This window comes from Fibrobacter succinogenes subsp. succinogenes S85 (assembly GCF_000146505.1).
GTDB lineage: Bacteria > Fibrobacterota > Fibrobacteria > Fibrobacterales > Fibrobacteraceae > Fibrobacter > Fibrobacter succinogenes.
In genome coordinates, this window is record NC_017448.1 from 3,037,095 (window position 1) to 3,052,094 (window position 15,000).

The 15,000-nt window shown below is 42.6% G+C and carries 14 protein-coding genes; 10 read left to right on the plus strand and 4 right to left on the minus strand.

The window, feature by feature from the left end; translation table 11 throughout:
• Window positions 1-999 (minus strand): virulence RhuM family protein, encoded by a 999-nt coding sequence (locus FSU_RS12495; RefSeq protein ID WP_015732202.1) that lies wholly within the window; start codon window positions 997-999, stop codon window positions 1-3.
• Between the two features lie 628 nt (window positions 1,000-1,627).
• Here FSU_RS12495 and FSU_RS12500 point away from each other — a divergent pair.
• From FSU_RS12500 to FSU_RS12530, 7 genes are all read left to right on the plus strand, one after another.
• Complete coding sequence (locus FSU_RS12500; protein WP_014546750.1) at window positions 1,628-2,287, plus strand: hypothetical protein; 660 nt, start codon at window positions 1,628-1,630, stop codon at window positions 2,285-2,287.
• Complete coding sequence (locus tag FSU_RS12505; RefSeq protein ID WP_015732204.1) at window positions 2,287-2,958, plus strand: hypothetical protein; 672 nt, start codon at window positions 2,287-2,289, stop codon at window positions 2,956-2,958. Before FSU_RS12500 ends, FSU_RS12505 begins: the two co-directional genes overlap by 1 nt.
• 24 nt (window positions 2,959-2,982) lie before the next feature.
• A complete protein-coding gene (locus FSU_RS15965) occupies window positions 2,983-4,038 on the plus strand; it encodes an HNH endonuclease (protein WP_015732205.1) in 1,056 nt (351 codons plus the stop codon).
• 86 nt (window positions 4,039-4,124) lie between these two features.
• Entirely contained in the window at window positions 4,125-5,501 is a 1,377-nt protein-coding gene (locus tag FSU_RS12515) for a phospholipase D family protein (protein ID WP_014546752.1), read from the plus strand.
• An 8-nt stretch (window positions 5,502-5,509) separates the two neighbouring features.
• The gene (locus FSU_RS12520; protein ID WP_014546753.1) at window positions 5,510-6,088 is read left to right on the plus strand and encodes a cysteine peptidase family C39 domain-containing protein; all 579 of its coding nucleotides are present in this window, start codon (window positions 5,510-5,512) and stop codon (window positions 6,086-6,088) included.
• 20 nt (window positions 6,089-6,108) lie between these two features.
• Window positions 6,109-6,717 carry a hypothetical protein gene (locus FSU_RS12525; protein WP_014546754.1) on the plus strand — a complete coding sequence of 203 codons (609 nt, stop codon included), beginning with the start codon at window positions 6,109-6,111 and terminating at the stop codon, window positions 6,715-6,717.
• 64 nt (window positions 6,718-6,781) lie between these two features.
• Window positions 6,782-7,810 carry an ORF6N domain-containing protein gene (locus FSU_RS12530; protein ID WP_014546755.1) on the plus strand — a complete coding sequence of 343 codons (1,029 nt, stop codon included), beginning with the start codon at window positions 6,782-6,784 and terminating at the stop codon, window positions 7,808-7,810.
• Between the two features lie 2 nt (window positions 7,811-7,812).
• On the opposite strand, the gene FSU_RS12535 is transcribed toward FSU_RS12530, so the two are convergent.
• The 3 genes from FSU_RS12535 to FSU_RS12545 all read right to left on the minus strand — a co-directional run bounded on the left by FSU_RS12535 (window position 7,813) and on the right by FSU_RS12545 (window position 11,317).
• Window positions 7,813-8,220, minus strand: a complete 408-nt coding sequence (locus FSU_RS12535; RefSeq protein ID WP_014546756.1) for a hypothetical protein — start codon at window positions 8,218-8,220, stop codon at window positions 7,813-7,815.
• A gap of 35 nt (window positions 8,221-8,255) precedes the next feature.
• Complete coding sequence (locus FSU_RS12540) at window positions 8,256-10,580, minus strand: AAA family ATPase (RefSeq protein WP_014546757.1); 2,325 nt, start codon at window positions 10,578-10,580, stop codon at window positions 8,256-8,258.
• A gap of 113 nt (window positions 10,581-10,693) precedes the next feature.
• Complete coding sequence (locus tag FSU_RS12545) at window positions 10,694-11,317, minus strand: GNAT family N-acetyltransferase (protein WP_015732207.1); 624 nt, start codon at window positions 11,315-11,317, stop codon at window positions 10,694-10,696.
• A 294-nt stretch (window positions 11,318-11,611) separates the two neighbouring features.
• On the opposite strand from FSU_RS12545, the gene FSU_RS12550 reads away from it, so the two are divergent.
• Genes FSU_RS12550 through putP form a run of 3 tightly spaced genes read left to right on the plus strand, consistent with a single transcriptional unit; the run spans window position 11,612 to window position 14,963 of the window.
• Window positions 11,612-12,679: a histidine phosphatase family protein gene (locus tag FSU_RS12550; protein ID WP_014546759.1), complete on the plus strand. Its 1,068-nt coding sequence runs from the start codon at window positions 11,612-11,614 to the stop codon at window positions 12,677-12,679.
• Complete coding sequence (locus FSU_RS12555) at window positions 12,679-13,425, plus strand: Rossmann-fold NAD(P)-binding domain-containing protein (RefSeq protein ID WP_014546760.1); 747 nt, start codon at window positions 12,679-12,681, stop codon at window positions 13,423-13,425. The genes FSU_RS12550 and FSU_RS12555 overlap by 1 nt, the downstream gene beginning before the upstream one ends.
• Window positions 13,422-14,963, plus strand: a complete 1,542-nt coding sequence (gene putP / locus FSU_RS12560) for a sodium/proline symporter PutP (protein ID WP_014546761.1) — start codon at window positions 13,422-13,424, stop codon at window positions 14,961-14,963. The genes FSU_RS12555 and putP overlap by 4 nt, the downstream gene beginning before the upstream one ends.
• The last annotated feature ends 37 nt before the right edge of the window (window positions 14,964-15,000 follow it).

The window sequence follows — 15,000 nt, forward strand, 5'->3', positions numbered from 1 at the left end:
CTAAATTTTGTTTGACAGCTTCTTCGTCTCTTCCAAGAACAGATCGAAATCGCTTTTCAAATTAGCCAATTCCTTTTGGCGGAAAAGCTTGTATTCATGTTCCGCTTTCTCCATAGCTTCGTCGTGGCTTATTTTGCCTTTGCCTTCCAAAATTTTCCGCTGGCTCATGATGATTTGATTGTCGAGAGCTTTAACCCAGTCCTGCATTTTCATGGGCTTTTCATCCAAGGCTTGCAATTCGGCGAAATCAAGGAATTGCGATACCATCAGATTCAAACGCTGGAGTTCTTTTTCCGAAAGGTAGTTTTTTGCGATTTTTACATCGTCTTCTGTGATGTAGTCGCCCCTGAAATTTGTCATGCCAACGAATGGTTTCTCGCTGTCAACTCGCTCGTAGATAAGCTCTGCTGCGGTATGTTCGTGAACTGCGTAATGCAGTTTGTTTTGAACGGTAGCAAAGAAATCCTTCGTAATTTTTTTGCGGGGATCGTAGTCGATGGACGTTGCGTAGATGTCCGTGACTTGCTGATAGAAATTGCGTTCTGATGAACGGATGTCGCGGATTCTCTGCAAAAGTTCCTTGAAATAGCGGTTCCTGCCATTTTTGAGCCTTTCGTCGTCAAGGGAGAACCCCTTCTGGATGAATTCATGCAACCTTGCTGTGGCCCACCGTCTGAACCTTGTGGCAACAGGGGATTGGACACGATAGCCGATGGCGATGATGACATCGAGGTTGTAATGAGCGATCTTTCGATGAACCTGTCGTTTCCCCTCTTGTTGAACTAACAAGAAATCCTTGTGAGTTGCCTCCTTGGGCAGTTCCTCGTCCTTGTATATGTTGTCGATGTGCAGGCTTATATTTTGCTGAGAGGTTTCATACAGCTCGGCTAGCTGAACCTGTGTCACCCATACATCTTCGTCGGCAAAACGCACGGAAATATCTGTATTGCCGTCTTTGTCGTGGTAAAGCAGAAAAGTGTTTTCTAATTCGTTCTTCATACTGCACAAATATATACTGTAATGTTTGGCTCTGTCAAGTCGATCCGTGTAATTTTTATAAAACTGCGTAAATGCTAGGTCACAAAATCAATTAAGTCCAAATACATCATACGAGTTTTAAGAGATTGACATTCATCAATGTGGAAAGCTTCTTTTCCCCAAAAGTTGCTTGGAATAGAGATAGGCGTCATTTTTGAAAAAATCGTCTAAATCGCTATCGCCACATTGAAACGAAGAAAGGTCTGTTTTACTATCGATGGGGTAGATTGTGCAATCAGATGCTAAAAGGATTCTTTCCATTATGAGCCTCTTGATAAGAATGGGTACGAGCGACCATTTCGTCGATTTGGGCGAAATTCAAGAGCCATAACTCCTCCACAATTTAGATTTATTTAGAGTTATAGTCAACATCGGTTAATTCTCCTTTCCCCGCGGACACGCAAAAACAGCGAGGCTTTAAAAACTATAAAATGCTCATATGAGCACTAGAAAATATAAATCCGTAAATAGCGATTGTCAAGAGCCGCGAAAAAAAATTCCCTATACTCAAATTACGACATTATTTGTCGCAGTAAAATAGTAATTTTGAAGAATAACAATTTTACGAGAAAAACATAAAAGAGGCTTTATGAGAGGACGTTACATCTATCAATTGGCGGCGACAATCCTGCCGAACGGCTTAGGGCGCGAAACGGTCGTGCACGACTTGGGTATTTTCACATCGCTTCGCACCGCCGAAAAAATTATGCGCGAGTATGTCACGGAGGGCAACTTCTATTGCCCCGTCTACAGTTTTTCCATCATGTTCCTACCGGTGAACGATGATTTGGAATATCAGTCTGAACGCCAAATCAATATCTATTCGCCTGCGGGTGAATTGCAAATTTCGGAATTCAACATGATTTCTTGCAATGGCGCTTGGAGTAACCGAATGAATATTGACATCAGAGCCATCATTGATATTGGACCGTTTAAAAAGCCGTATTTTGTTCTGTACAATCATTGGCGTCGTGGGCTTGCGACCAAGTGCGCCCGCATTTCTTTTTTGGAGCCTAAATACGAACTGGGCGCGTCGTACAACAAATCGGTTTGGTTCCTGGATGAAAATGAGAAAAAGATGCTCGTCAGGTTTTTGAAAGCGGGGAAACATTCTCCGCATGAAGCTGAACCCTCAAATAATTGGCGACTTGCCATCGGAGCCTTCAACAACGAAGTCCGAAACGATGACGATAGTCGCATTTTGCCTTATGACCTCCCGATTCCTGACTACACAAAACTGGAGCCGTGATGACTAGAATTTTATCACGACCCCCACGGTGGGACATCCTCGAAAAATTCTATCGTGTTTTTGATAAAGGCCGCAAACGCGGTTGCGTTGAACAGTGGCAAAAAGAAATGCCCAAAAACCTTTTGGAACAGGAACTATTCGATACCAAAATACACATCGAATTCTTGACCGACCGTCGAGAAAAACTGAACAAGGAATTTCGCTGGACATTCGCAAACATGAAAAAGCTAATCACGATGGACCAGCGCATCCGTGAACTCAACAACGAAATCAGCCGCACCTTCAATGCCACGAAAAAGGACATCGCCGGGCTCGTCGCGCAAAAACACGAGTGGTATAAAGAATACGAACTCGAAGCTGAAATTTGTCCCGCAAACGATTGGAGCATCGCCGGTGAACACGAATACATCAGCGATTTACTTTTCTGGTATGTCAATTGGGATGCCATCAACATTCTTGCAAATACAAACGAAGATCATCACGAACGCCACAAGGCTTACAATGTTCCTGCCTGGAAGCAGATGATGCTTATAGACAAGTTTGTCGAAGACGGAGTTACTTGGGAACTCGATGCATTGCTTTACGACACTGATGCTAGCCTATACAGTTTCAAGGATGTCGTCCGATTCCGCCCAGAGCAATTTGAAGTGCGGTATAAGTTGAGCTTTTAACATTAAAAAGGAGGCTGCTTCGTTATGAAAAAGGCGAGAAGATTGCTTGATGAATTCTTGGAGAATAACAAGAATTTATTTAAACAGCATGATTTGGAAATTGATGCTGATGAAATACACGATGGTCAGCCTCAAAATGCTTATGCATTTGTTGATGTCTTTGAAAAGTGCGATGAAAATAAAAATGGGTGGAATGTACATCCTTTCCCAGGACCGATTTGTTTAAGGATTGGATGTTGTGCGGCTGCAAATAATGGCTGTGGTTGCTTTTGCCTTTCGTTCTTTATCCCGATGGCGCTTGTTGGGCGGATTCCCGAGAAAATGGTTGATTTGATAATCCCGCACAATCCAGATAAATGGACTGAGAAAAAATGGAATGGGACAGATTCTATTTTGATTAAACCTGAGCATTTTCGGCAATTGACTCTTGAAACGATTGGAGTTCGTTTTGATGGATTGAACTATGATGAAAGCCAAGAAATTGAATCAGATGATGTTCAAAAAATGATTGTTGAGAAAACTGCGCAATTGGAAAATGGAACATCGTGGTTTTATTCCTATTTCTTTGACAAGAATGATGCAGAGAGTGTTTTCGAAGAGCTTTTTGATGACATTATGCCGATATTAGAAAGTAAAAATTCAGATTGGTATGAATGCGTTGCTGAAATCCAGGCTCGTCGAGGTCAAGGACTTTTTCGGCGTCAGATGATGAAATATTGGGAAAATAAATGTGCGTTTACGGGATGCGATAATCCTGAATTGTTGGTAGCTTGTCACGCAAAGCCTTGTGCTGCGTGTGAGAATGTCGAGCAACGAATGAGTCCATATAACGGATTTTTGTTAAGGACTGATATTGCTTATTTGTTTAATAAAGGGCTCATTACTTTTCTTGATTGCGGTCTTATAGTTATTTCTAAAAAGCTAAGCGACGAGGACCAGAAAGCTTTTGGACTTTATGGCGATATGTCTATTCGGAAACTTGATGAAAAAAATCGTGAGTTTTTGCATTACCACCAAAAATATGTTTGGCAAGATCGCGATAGGGGCGAGCTGATTTTGAAGATGAATGGGTATCTGTGATTCTATGTTGGAATAAGAATTACTGAATTTTGAAGGAAAATGAGTATAGATTTAAAGGAGGTGTATAATCTAAAGAAGGGGAAAATATGTTTTATAGCAATAAATTACATAACAAGTCTAATATACAAAAATTGACTTTAGATGAACTTGTTAATCGATTGTCTTGTAAATCGGATGTCTTTGTCGTATCCTGTTTTTATGGTTTGGACACTATCCAAAATTTTTTTGATAAAATGTATGATTGTGGAAGACAAGGTCGCTCAACAACCGTAATTGTTAGTTCGCAGGGTAGTTCCACAGATCGATTAATTTCAATTTTAAAAGATTTAACACGCGTTAAATTACATCAAACGCAGAAATTATATGTTTATGAAAATTCTTCTTTACTCCACACAAAATTATACCTATCAATGGATTCTAATGTTTCAAAAAACACATGTTGTTTAGTTGGTAGCCTGAATCTAAGTGATAATGCTTTTTCTTCAAATGAGGAAATTTTAGTTGATATTGCAGAAACCAAAGACAAAAAAGCAGCAAGTGATTACATAGATTCCATTCTTTATGAAAATGACAAAAGTTTGATAGATGTAAAAGAGTTGCAGAACGAAATGAAAGGCATAAAGGATATAGATGCTTTTTTAAAAGCTAAATATGCGAAGAAATGTGAGGCTATTTTCAATGGCACATTAAAAGATTTTATTGGTAATGGTTATATATTTTTTAAAGCGCAACGAAACTTTTCGCTGACATATCCCCAAAAATCATTATGGGATAATTGGCTTTCAAATATTGACCCGCAAAGCAGGAAAAATCTTATTCCTAATACGAAGAATCCTCGATTAAATGTTTATGATTTACTAGGAATCAATGAAGAAATTGATGAAGCTGATACTATCTATATAAAGCAAAATTCGGTTGAAACCAATTTGGGCTATTGGGTGCCCACAGGGAAAAGACATGATTTTATTCAAGAAACTATAAATAAGATTACGGATCAACGAAAAGAGAGGTATGATAGTATTAATAATATTCTAATTCAAAATAGAGAAAATCTTTCAAATGATACTTCAAAAAGACTAAAGGATTCTTTTGATAGATTAAATATGTTGTTGACAGAAGATAAAAAGCTCAAAGAAAATGATTTTGACGAGTTAAAAGAAGAATTCTGTCGTTTTATCCGTGAAAAATCAATGTGGTTCGAAAAAGGTGAAAATAAGGAATTGTATAAGCAAAACGGAATATATTTTAACCCTATGCCTAATTTTTGGGATGATATTCCTGCTGTAAAAGAGTTTAGAGAAAGCTTTTTTGATGATATAAAATTAAGACATTCAAAAAACGGGAAAAAGATTGTTGATGTTTTGTTTGAATATTTTGAAATGGAAAAAGGTGAGGTGAATTTAAATAAAAAATTGGGCGAATGGAAGAAAATAGATGAGGAATCCTTTAAACCTAAAGGTTAAATTTTGCCGTGAATAAGAAAAATCAATTTGAATTCCGACCGCAAATAGCGGGGTACGATTGTGCCCCGACAGCTTTTATTAACGCTTTAATCTATTTATTTAAGCGTGAAGAAATTCCTATAGATGTTGTGCAAGGAATTTATAAAATTACTTTGAATGGGGGCTTATACCATGGATCTTCGGAAAAGGATATCGCAAAACTTTCAAAGTGGCTTAAGGATTATCGCAGAAAAGACTGGAGTTTTGCAGTTGATATAGATCGTCAAGTTGGGAGAATAGCGAACTTTGACAAAATTGATTTAGAAGATGAAAACGTATGTTGTATTTTACATGTGAAAATAGCTGGTGGGTACTGGCATTATATTACAGCCTTTTACGAAAAGGGCGACTATATTTATTGTTATGATCCTTATTTTGAAGAAGAAAAAGAAACTCGTAATTGGCGTTCAAAGAAAATGAGAAATGGCTGTAATTTGAAAGTTAAAAGAGAATATCTATTTGCAGAAAAAGATAGCGGCGTTTATCGAACTGGGTTATCTAAGAATCGCGAGTTCATTTTAATAAAAAGGATTAAACCCGCGAAATAAATTCTCCGCCATTCTAATCTATGCAAGAACAGACCTCCAAATTTATCAAATCCAAATCCGAAACCTGCTGTGATTTCTGGCAATCGCTTGTTAAAAAGATTTATGCCCCAAATGCTGATGTGATTTTCCTGCATAGAAGGGATGTTCTTGCTGCTTTTAAACGCTTGCAAAAAGCGAAGCCAAATTACGGGTTTGAAATTTCTTATAAGCAAGAATCAAAGGGGTATCGGAATTGCGATAAGTCGCAAGTTGTTTGCTTGCGCAAGTCTTTGGGTAGTGCCGCTTCAATTGAATTCCTGGTAGATTGTGATGCTAAATATTTGAGCATTCGTTTTTCACATATTGACGCAGGGAAATTTAATGTTTCGTATGAACGCTGCTGGTGTAATCTTGAAGCGACTCTTGAAAACCTTGTGAAGTTCGTTGATGAATTCACGAATTATAACGAGCAATCGTCAAGAATTATAATGGAAATCGAAAAAGATTATACCATTCAAATGTCTTTTGATATTCAAAACTATCTTGAGCAAATCCCGGCGTTGCAAAATGTTCTGAAGCAAACGGAAAACTTCTTAAAAGAAATTCCGTTCCCAATATCTATTAAGGCTCTTGACAAGAGTCGTTTTTGAATTTATATTGTTGGTGAACAAATGTGTAATCCTGTCTTTTTTGCTTGTAGATGGGAAGGAGTAAATGATGAAAAATGATGTCCCGGCAGTTGCCAAGTCTGAATTTTCCCTGATAGACGAAAATATGCTTAAATCGCGAATCTACACGATTCGTGGTCTCAAAGTCATGCTTGATGCTGACTTGGCGGAGATTTATGGGTATAGTACGAAGGCTTTTAATCAACAGATTAAGAATAATATCGAAAAATTCGATGAAGATTTTCGCTTTCAGCTGAATTTTGGGGAAATTGAAGAACTTTCAAGGTGCAAAATTTGCACCATGAACATGGAAACCGAAAATAAGGAACCTTCAAGGTCAAAATTTTTGACCTTGAACAAGGGCTCTCGCGGTTCAAATGTCAAGTATGCTCCTTACGCTTTTACCGAGCAAGGCATTTATATGCTTATGACTGTTCTCAAGGGCGAACGGGCGACGGCACAAAGCAAGGCTCTTATCCGCCTTTTCAAGCAGATGAAAGACTATATCATTGCTGAAAATCGGAATTTGTTGAGTAATGAAGGCCTAGTTCAAATAGCCATGCAAACGGAATGGAATACCAAGGATATTGCCGTCATTCAGTCCGACTTGCAGAAGGTCATGGAAAATTTTGTTGATCCTTCTACCTACAAGCATTTCTTGATTTTGAATGGAAAAAAGTTGGAAGCGGATGTTGCTTATACGCAAATTTATGGCATGGCAAAGAAATCCATCGCCATTATTGACGATTATGTTGGCGTGAAAACGCTCGATCTTTTGCGAGGAATTGCCAAGGGCGTTTCTGTGACAATTTATAGCGATGAACAAGGATTTGAATCGCTGGCAGATCAAATTAAGAATGATTTCTCGGCGGCTCGCCCTGATGTAAAGCTCTTCACGGATCGGACAAGGGGTAAAATCCATGACCGCTATATTTTTCTGGATTACGGCTTAAAAGGTGAAAAGCTTTTTCACTGTGGTGCTTCATCTAAAGATGCTGGTAACAAAATTACTACCATCATGCAGATTGAGAATACTGAAATTTACCACATATTGATGGATAAATTAAAAAGATAACATTACCCTCTTATCAAAACAAATGGTTTACCCATTTCCTTTATACGCTTGAGGTTTTCTGCTGTGCCTTTGCTTTTTCCATCCCAAATCATAAGAGCTTGGTCACAATCTTTTGCCATTTGAACGTCTTTCACATAGTGAAAGGCGCGGCCGGTAAGGCCTTTGGCCGCTTCGGCGCATGAGTGGATTTTTGCGGATGATGTAAAATTGTTTCTCGGGTTGACTCCGCTACAATAAACGGTTATATTGCTGAAACTCTTGGATTCAAGGTGCTTTTGTACGACGGCATCAACCCCGTAGCAATCACCGATAAGAATTTCATCGTTGTTTTCGATGAATTGGTCGATGAATATTTTTGCCAATTCAGGCAACTTTGAAATGGATTTTGATCCGGATATAAATATTTTCATAGCGCCTCTTTATAGAAATTTTTTTCTCATATCAGTTATAACCCCATTCTGCGTCCTTCGCGAGTGTCCTTGCATTCGATTTCGTGGCGCAGTGCTTGCAGAATGTTTTCGGCGGAGATTTCGCTTTCGTCATAATAGCGGAATGATCCATAGACTGCGTTGAAATCGCCTGGTGCGAGTGATTTTAGCTCGCGAGCGGCGGCGGGGCATTCGACTTTCGGGAAAAACGCTTGCCATACTTTTTCGATTCCCTCTGGCTGCAAGTAGTTGAATTTTATCTTCAATGCGAATCGCCTGCGTGAAGCTGAGTCTAAATTATTGTTGAAGTTTGTTGCCGCAATGAAGATTCCCTTGAAGTTTTCCATTTGCGTTAATAGCTCGTTTACTTGCGTTACTTCCCACCTGTGTTCGGCTCCGCCACGTTCCTGTAGAAAACTGTCCGCTTCATCTAAGAAAAGGATGGCTTTCTTTTCTTCGGCTTCATGGAACATTGCTCGAATGTTTTGCTCGGTTCCGCCAACGAAACAATCTAAAATTTCACTAGCTCGTTTTACAATGAGTTTACGGTCGAGAGTCCTTGCAATGTGCTTTGCGAGTTCTGTTTTGCCAGTACCGGGAGCTCCGTAGAATAGAGTGTTCAAGGATTCGGGACAGTCGTAATCATTGAAGTCTTTCCATTTGTCGTTGAATGAATTGATGACTTTCATGACTTTACTCATGTCGGTATCGATGTTCAGAGCATCTAAAATGTAATTGGGTGCATGGGTGTCTCTATCTCGATGAACATATTCTCGCGAGAGTGATAGTAAATTGGATTGAGCTTCTGCTATAATGCGTACTGCTTTTTCGGGAGGAGTCTTGCTACCTTTCTCTTGCAGATGTTTTGCGCCTGCAATGGCCTGCGTGATACCGCCTGCGGTAATAGAAAGCTCGGATGCTAGTTGTTGAACGAATTTGTGTGACAACATGTTTTTTGCATCTTGCTCGCTAATGACAGATTCCCAGATTTCCATTCGTTTTTCGGAATCAAGCCTTTCAAATTCTATGGAATAATCGAATCTGCGACGTGTACTATTTTCGATATATCTGATATTGTTTGAAATCCAAATGACGGGTACTTTGATTTGCTCCAAGAAAAAGTTAAGCGCTCCTTTTTCACAAAAATTCAGGATGATGTCGGCTTCATCTACCAAGAGAATTGCACGCTTGTTTTGGTATTTGGTTGCTGCATACAAGATGCTTCCCATGCGTTCTTGGATGGAAGTGCTTTCTTTTGATTCTCTGTTTACGCCATCAATGCTTGTGTTGGTAAGGACTAACGGTCGCTTAAGTTCTTTGGCTATCGCTTTGGCGAGTTCCGTTTTGCCGGTTCCTTCGACTCCATATAAGAAAATATTGATACCTTGGCCGATATCTACATGCTTGAGCATGTCGTATGCCATTTCGATTTTTGGGTTTTTGTTGCACAGCTTTTTATAGGGGACTGAATTGCCTTCGTAGACTTTGAAATAGAGAGAATCTAAGTCGCTGCCTGATGTCCCGTCTAGAAAGAGCGCTATTCGTTCGGATGTGTCGAGGTCGTTGTGGAGAATCCCCATCCGCTTGAGTGTTGATTTGTTCAAAATTGCGTTTTCTATTTGAAGTTCAGGATATAGCGTAGTAAATGTGTTTGCGTAATTTGATTCATAGTGTCTATTGGATTCGACTATATTACGGAGGGCGCTGCATGTTTCTTTGTTGCGGAAAATCCATGCAAATATGAGAATTTCCATTTCTGTTGGATTGAGGTTGAACGATTTTTGTATGATGTCAAGACGTTTTTGATAGGGGTCGTCAAAAGAACTCGTTGTTTTGAGAATTTTTAACATTTCCTTTGAAATCCCATCGAAGAAAATCTTTTGGGCCGGAGCGTTGAAAATATCTTCGCCGTCAAGGTTTTGACCTGTGACATTTCGGATTGCGTCGATAGAGCTGTTGTTTTTGAGAACTTCTCTAATTTTTGTTATTGTTTTCTGACGATCTTGGTAAAGTTCTGATTTGTCGGATTCTTCGACGTCGAATAGCTTGTTGTCAATTCTGATTTTTCTCTTATGGGAAGACTGCTTTGGGCTTTTTGGATGTTTATCTTCATCGTTGTTTTTTTGCTTAAAATGTTTAGCGAGTCTCTCTAAAATGCGTGAGGCGTTTTCTTTCGGAAGAATGGCGATGCTGTCTGATGCGTCTGGATATTTTTTTGTGCATCGAAGCATGCGAATCCAGTATTCGTAGCTCTTGAGCGTGATGAAATTTAGGCCGATTAGTCTGTTTTCGGTTCTTTTTTGTAACGCCTTGCAAACTTTCTTGAAGTAATCTTTTTTCATGTTTCACTCTCATTTTGTTATATCTCTAAAAATAGATTTTTACTGCGACAAATAATGTCGTAATTTGAAGAAAGTGAAAAAAGGCAGTCCGCACTTGCGAGCTGCCTTTGCTATTACAATTGTCCGGGGAGTACTAGCTTTTCCTTAGGCGGGAAGTTGGCTTCGTACTTCTCGAATTCTTCGGGCATTCGCTCGGTTACGAAGTAGCCCTCGGGGTCTTTGTATGAGCCCATCACTCCGTCCAAGAATCCCTCGTCGAGTTCCTTGCACAAGAAGTATGGCGCGTCGCTGTTCGGGTCGTCGGCGTAGCGGATGCCCTTGACGTAAGCGGGGACAAATCCGCTCTTGCCGTAGAATCCGATGTTCCCGACGATGAGCAGGCAACCTGCGCTCATCTTGCGCGCGAGTTCCATGGAATAGTCGAGGAGCGCCTTGCCGTATCCCTGTCGCTTGTAGTTCGGATGGATGCTGATGGGCCCGAAGGTCATCATGCGGATTTTGCGTCCGTCGTCGGCATCGATTTTCGACCACGCGTACATCACGTGTCCGATAATTTGTCCGTCAACTTCCATAACGAGCGAGAGTTCTGGGATAAAGCTTGGGTCGTTCCTGTAATGGTGGAGGACAAAATGCTCCACGCAGCCGGGACGGTAAACGTTCCAGAATGCTTCTCGGGTGAGATTTTCGACGATTTTAAAGTCGCGCGGTTGTTCCGTGCGGATATTGTATTTTTTCATTGTTTATCTCCAAAATTTTTGTGTGAATAGGCACAATCACCTTGGAAGACCGCCTTGAAAACATTCGTCTTCCAAGGCACTAAACAATGAACCAATATTTACTAGATAACATCCAGCCTCTGATAAAAGTGATGCCTTAAATATACATAGTTTTGCGGAGTTTGGGGCGAAAATGCGCTTTTTCCTGACGAATCGCAAATTTTAAGTGTTGTTGAGCTGTGTTTATGAAACTTTTACGAGGAAATTTTTCGGAAAAATCTAAATTTCAATGTTAGTATATGAGGATTTTTGAATATGAAAAATATTTCCGCTAAGTATCTTGTGAGCGCCCTTTTTGTCGGGCTTTGCATGTTTGCCGGTTGTGGCGACGATTCGTCGAACTCTTTCCCGGCTGCTCCGAATACGGGGGCCGTTTCTTCGTCTAGTGTAGATCAGCCGCAAAGCCAAGCTGGCGATACCCAGTCCTCTTCTAGTGAAAATATTTCGAATCCCGCTTCGAGTTCCTCTGCTACAGACTCTGGCGTTCCGGCAAGTTCGTCCGATGTGGGTTTGTCATCGAGTTCAGCGGGTGCTACGGTGAATGGTCCCTTTACTTTTGCGACGACTCCAGGTACTCTCGCCTTGGCTCCGGATGAAGATGGCTTCTACGACATGGGCGATGTCTATAAGGCTGTGCCGAAGACGAGCAAGATTGCTTTTGTGATTCGCCATTCCAAGCGTCAAAAGAATAATTTGGGAACAGAATCGACGCTGACTCCCATTGGTATTACAATGGCTAAGACCCTCGGTGAAAAGCTGGTGGGCGATGAATCGTTCTATTATGCTTCGACAAACTTCTTGCGTACCCGCGCAACTTGCGAAAACATTGCCGCAGGCCGTGGCGAAACCGCCGAGGTCGTGACGTGGGATGGCGTTAATGGCGGTTATTTCTTGACCGTGCCTAGCGATTCGCTGGATGCGCTTGTCTCTAAGAAGGGCGGAAATCCGAAGTTCATTGCGCAATATTCTTATGGCGTTCCATTCTCTTATGCCGCTACGATTGGCGCAACTCTTTCAACTTATTTCTACGATTTGTATCCTCGCGGCAATCAGTTCGTGAACGAAGTTATTGTAGCGAACATGCCGAATTGGAAGCGCGTGAGTGTGCTTGTGAGCCATGACATGTTGGTTGAACCGCTGATTGTGTTTGTCTCGAATCGGACCATCAATTTGAAAGCTTATGAATCTCCGTTCCACTGGGTCAACTATTTGTCGGGCATTGCCGTGATTGTTGATGAAGCTGGCGCAGTGACGGCACTCCCGGTTCGCGGTGATGCGGTTGGCTGGATGATTCCGAGCCAAGAAGTGGACGAAGGTGTTTAATGAAAGTCGCTCTTCTTGGTTCAACAGGACTTATCGGGAAGAGCGTCGCTCAGTTGCTTTCCCGTTTAGATGACGTGGAATCTGTTTTTTGCCCGGTGCGTTCGGTCCCAGACTTGAATGCGCTGGGCATTTTTAATGGCGTATTGAAGTTCAATTTTGAGGCGGTGGATTTTAACGCTCTTTTGAGCGCAAGGCCCGAAGAGCAAAGGGTGTCTAGCGTTTGCGAGAACTTTACCTGCTGCGATGCGGTGATTTGTTGCCTAGGGACGACGCTCAAGCAGGCGGGGGGTAAGGCTGCTCAAGAAAAGGTCGATTTGCGTTTGCCGCTCACGCTTGCTGCCCTTGCGAAGCGTCAGGGCGTCAAGCATTTTTTGTGCGTGAGTGCCATGGGTGCAAATTCTCATTCGCCGTTCTTCTATAACCGCCTGAAGGGGCAACTCGAAGAGGGCCTCACGATGATGGGTTTTGAATCGCTCACGCTCGTGCGTCCGTCGCTCCTCCTCGGGAAGCACAAGGACAAGCGCTTTGGCGAAGAGCTGATGCAAAAGCTTTTCGGGTCGCACCCGGAATGGATTCCTGCGCATTTCCGCCCGGTGCCTGCAGAGACGGTAGCCGCGCATCTCGTGGCGAACATGCTCAAGCCTCCCGTAGACCACGTTTGCGCAACCGACGGTGTAAAAGGCAAGCGCATCGTCTATAACCGACAATTTTTTAAATTTGGCAAAAACATTTCGGAGGTCTTATGACGATTGTCGTCTTTATCCTTTATTTGCTGATGATGCTTGGCATCGGAGCGTATTTCTCTCGCAAGGCGAACAGCCTGAACGCCTATTACCTCGGTAACCGTGGCATGAACAAGTGGGTGGTCGCCATGTCCGCCCAGGCGTCTGACATGAGCGGCTGGATGCTGATGGGCCTTCGGGGCGCCGTGTTCGTGAGCGGTTTTTCCGAAGCTTGGATCGGTATCGGCCTTGTGATCGGTACGTACTTCAACTGGAAAATTGTCGGTCGCAGGCTCCGCAAGTACAGCCATTTCTGCGGCGACTCGATTACACTCCCGGACTTTTTCTCGAACCGTTTCCGCGACAATAAGGGCATCATCCGCGTGATTGCCTCGATTTTCATTCTCGCGTTCTTTTTGTTCTATACGGTGTCGGGCTTTGTCGCTAGTGCAAAACTTTTCGGTACGATTTTTGGTTTGGATTACACCACGGGCCTCATTCTCGGTGCCGTCGTGGTGGTGAGCTACACGTTCATGGGTGGCTTTTTTGCCGTTTGCTGGACTGACTTTATCCAGGCTTCGATGATGCTTATCGCCGTCCTCGTGATTCCGCTGATGATCATGAGCGGTTCGGGCGGTTTTGCCTCGACGATGGATGCGGTGAACGCCCAGAATCCGTACTTGATGAGCCTTTTCACGAACGCAACGACGGGCAAGTCCATTGGCCTTATCGCTTTGATTTCTAGCCTTTCGTGGGGGCTTGGTTACTTTGGCATGCCGCACATCCTTGTGCGCTTCATGTCCATCAAGAACGCCGAAGAAATCAAGGATTCTCGCCGTATTGCTATGACTTGGGTGATTATCTGCCTTGCTGCAGTCGTGATGATTGCACTCCTCGGCCGCTATTACGTGACTGCTCACGGCATTACCGTTGATGATCCGGAACGCATTTTCATGATTCTCTGCCAGGCACTTTGCCATCCGGCCATTGCCGCCATCCTCATGGCTGCTATTCTCGCTGCGATTATGAGTACTGCCGACTCCCAGCTTTTGGTGTCCGCATCCGCATTCAGTAACGACCTTTACAAGCACTTGTTCCGCAAGAACGCAAGCAACAAGGAAGTGATGTGGGTGAGCCGTGGCGTGGTCGTGGTGATTACGCTTATCGCTGTGATTGTCGCGATGCAGGGCGCTCCGAGTGCCGACGGCGTGAAGCACGGCAAGAGCTTCCTTGATGTGGTGATGAGCCTCGTGAGCTTTGCTTGGGGCGGTTTCGGTGCAACGTTTGGCCCGATTATGTTGCTTGCTCTCTTCTGGAAACGTACGACACTCCCGGCTGCTGTTGCGGGTATGCTCGTGGGTGGCCTTACGACGTTTATCTGGAAGTTCTACCTTTCCGGATTCTCCGCCGAAATCTTCCAGATTTATGAACTCGTGCCGGGCTTTATCCTCTCCTTCGTTACAATCGTCGTCGTGAGCCTTTTGACCAAGGAACCCTCTGCTGAAATCCAACTGGAATTTGACCGCGTGGAAAGCACTCGCCTGAGCGATATGAAACTGTAATTAACAATCTAATTAGAATGTTTAGCCCGGTTCAAAA

Excerpts from the sequence above, each read along its gene's own strand:
- FSU_RS12535 (WP_014546756.1), bottom strand. The coding sequence starts at position 8,220 with ATGAAAATATTTATATCCGGATCAAAATCCATTTCAAAGTTGCCTGAA.
- FSU_RS12525 (WP_014546754.1), top strand. The coding sequence starts at position 6,109 with ATGCAAGAACAGACCTCCAAATTTATCAAATCCAAATCCGAAACCTGC.
- FSU_RS15965 (WP_015732205.1), top strand. The coding sequence starts at position 2,983 with ATGAAAAAGGCGAGAAGATTGCTTGATGAATTCTTGGAGAATAACAAG.
- FSU_RS12550 (WP_014546759.1), top strand. The coding sequence starts at position 11,612 with ATGAAAAATATTTCCGCTAAGTATCTTGTGAGCGCCCTTTTTGTCGGG.
- FSU_RS12515 (WP_014546752.1), top strand. The coding sequence starts at position 4,125 with ATGTTTTATAGCAATAAATTACATAACAAGTCTAATATACAAAAATTG.
- putP (WP_014546761.1), top strand. The coding sequence starts at position 13,422 with ATGACGATTGTCGTCTTTATCCTTTATTTGCTGATGATGCTTGGCATC.
- FSU_RS12540 (WP_014546757.1), bottom strand. The coding sequence starts at position 10,580 with ATGAAAAAAGATTACTTCAAGAAAGTTTGCAAGGCGTTACAAAAAAGA.
- FSU_RS12505 (WP_015732204.1), top strand. The coding sequence starts at position 2,287 with ATGACTAGAATTTTATCACGACCCCCACGGTGGGACATCCTCGAAAAA.
- FSU_RS12545 (WP_015732207.1), bottom strand. The coding sequence starts at position 11,317 with ATGAAAAAATACAATATCCGCACGGAACAACCGCGCGACTTTAAAATC.
- FSU_RS12555 (WP_014546760.1), top strand. The coding sequence starts at position 12,679 with ATGAAAGTCGCTCTTCTTGGTTCAACAGGACTTATCGGGAAGAGCGTC.
- FSU_RS12495 (WP_015732202.1), bottom strand. The coding sequence starts at position 999 with ATGAAGAACGAATTAGAAAACACTTTTCTGCTTTACCACGACAAAGAC.
- FSU_RS12530 (WP_014546755.1), top strand. The coding sequence starts at position 6,782 with ATGATGAAAAATGATGTCCCGGCAGTTGCCAAGTCTGAATTTTCCCTG.
- FSU_RS12500 (WP_014546750.1), top strand. The coding sequence starts at position 1,628 with ATGAGAGGACGTTACATCTATCAATTGGCGGCGACAATCCTGCCGAAC.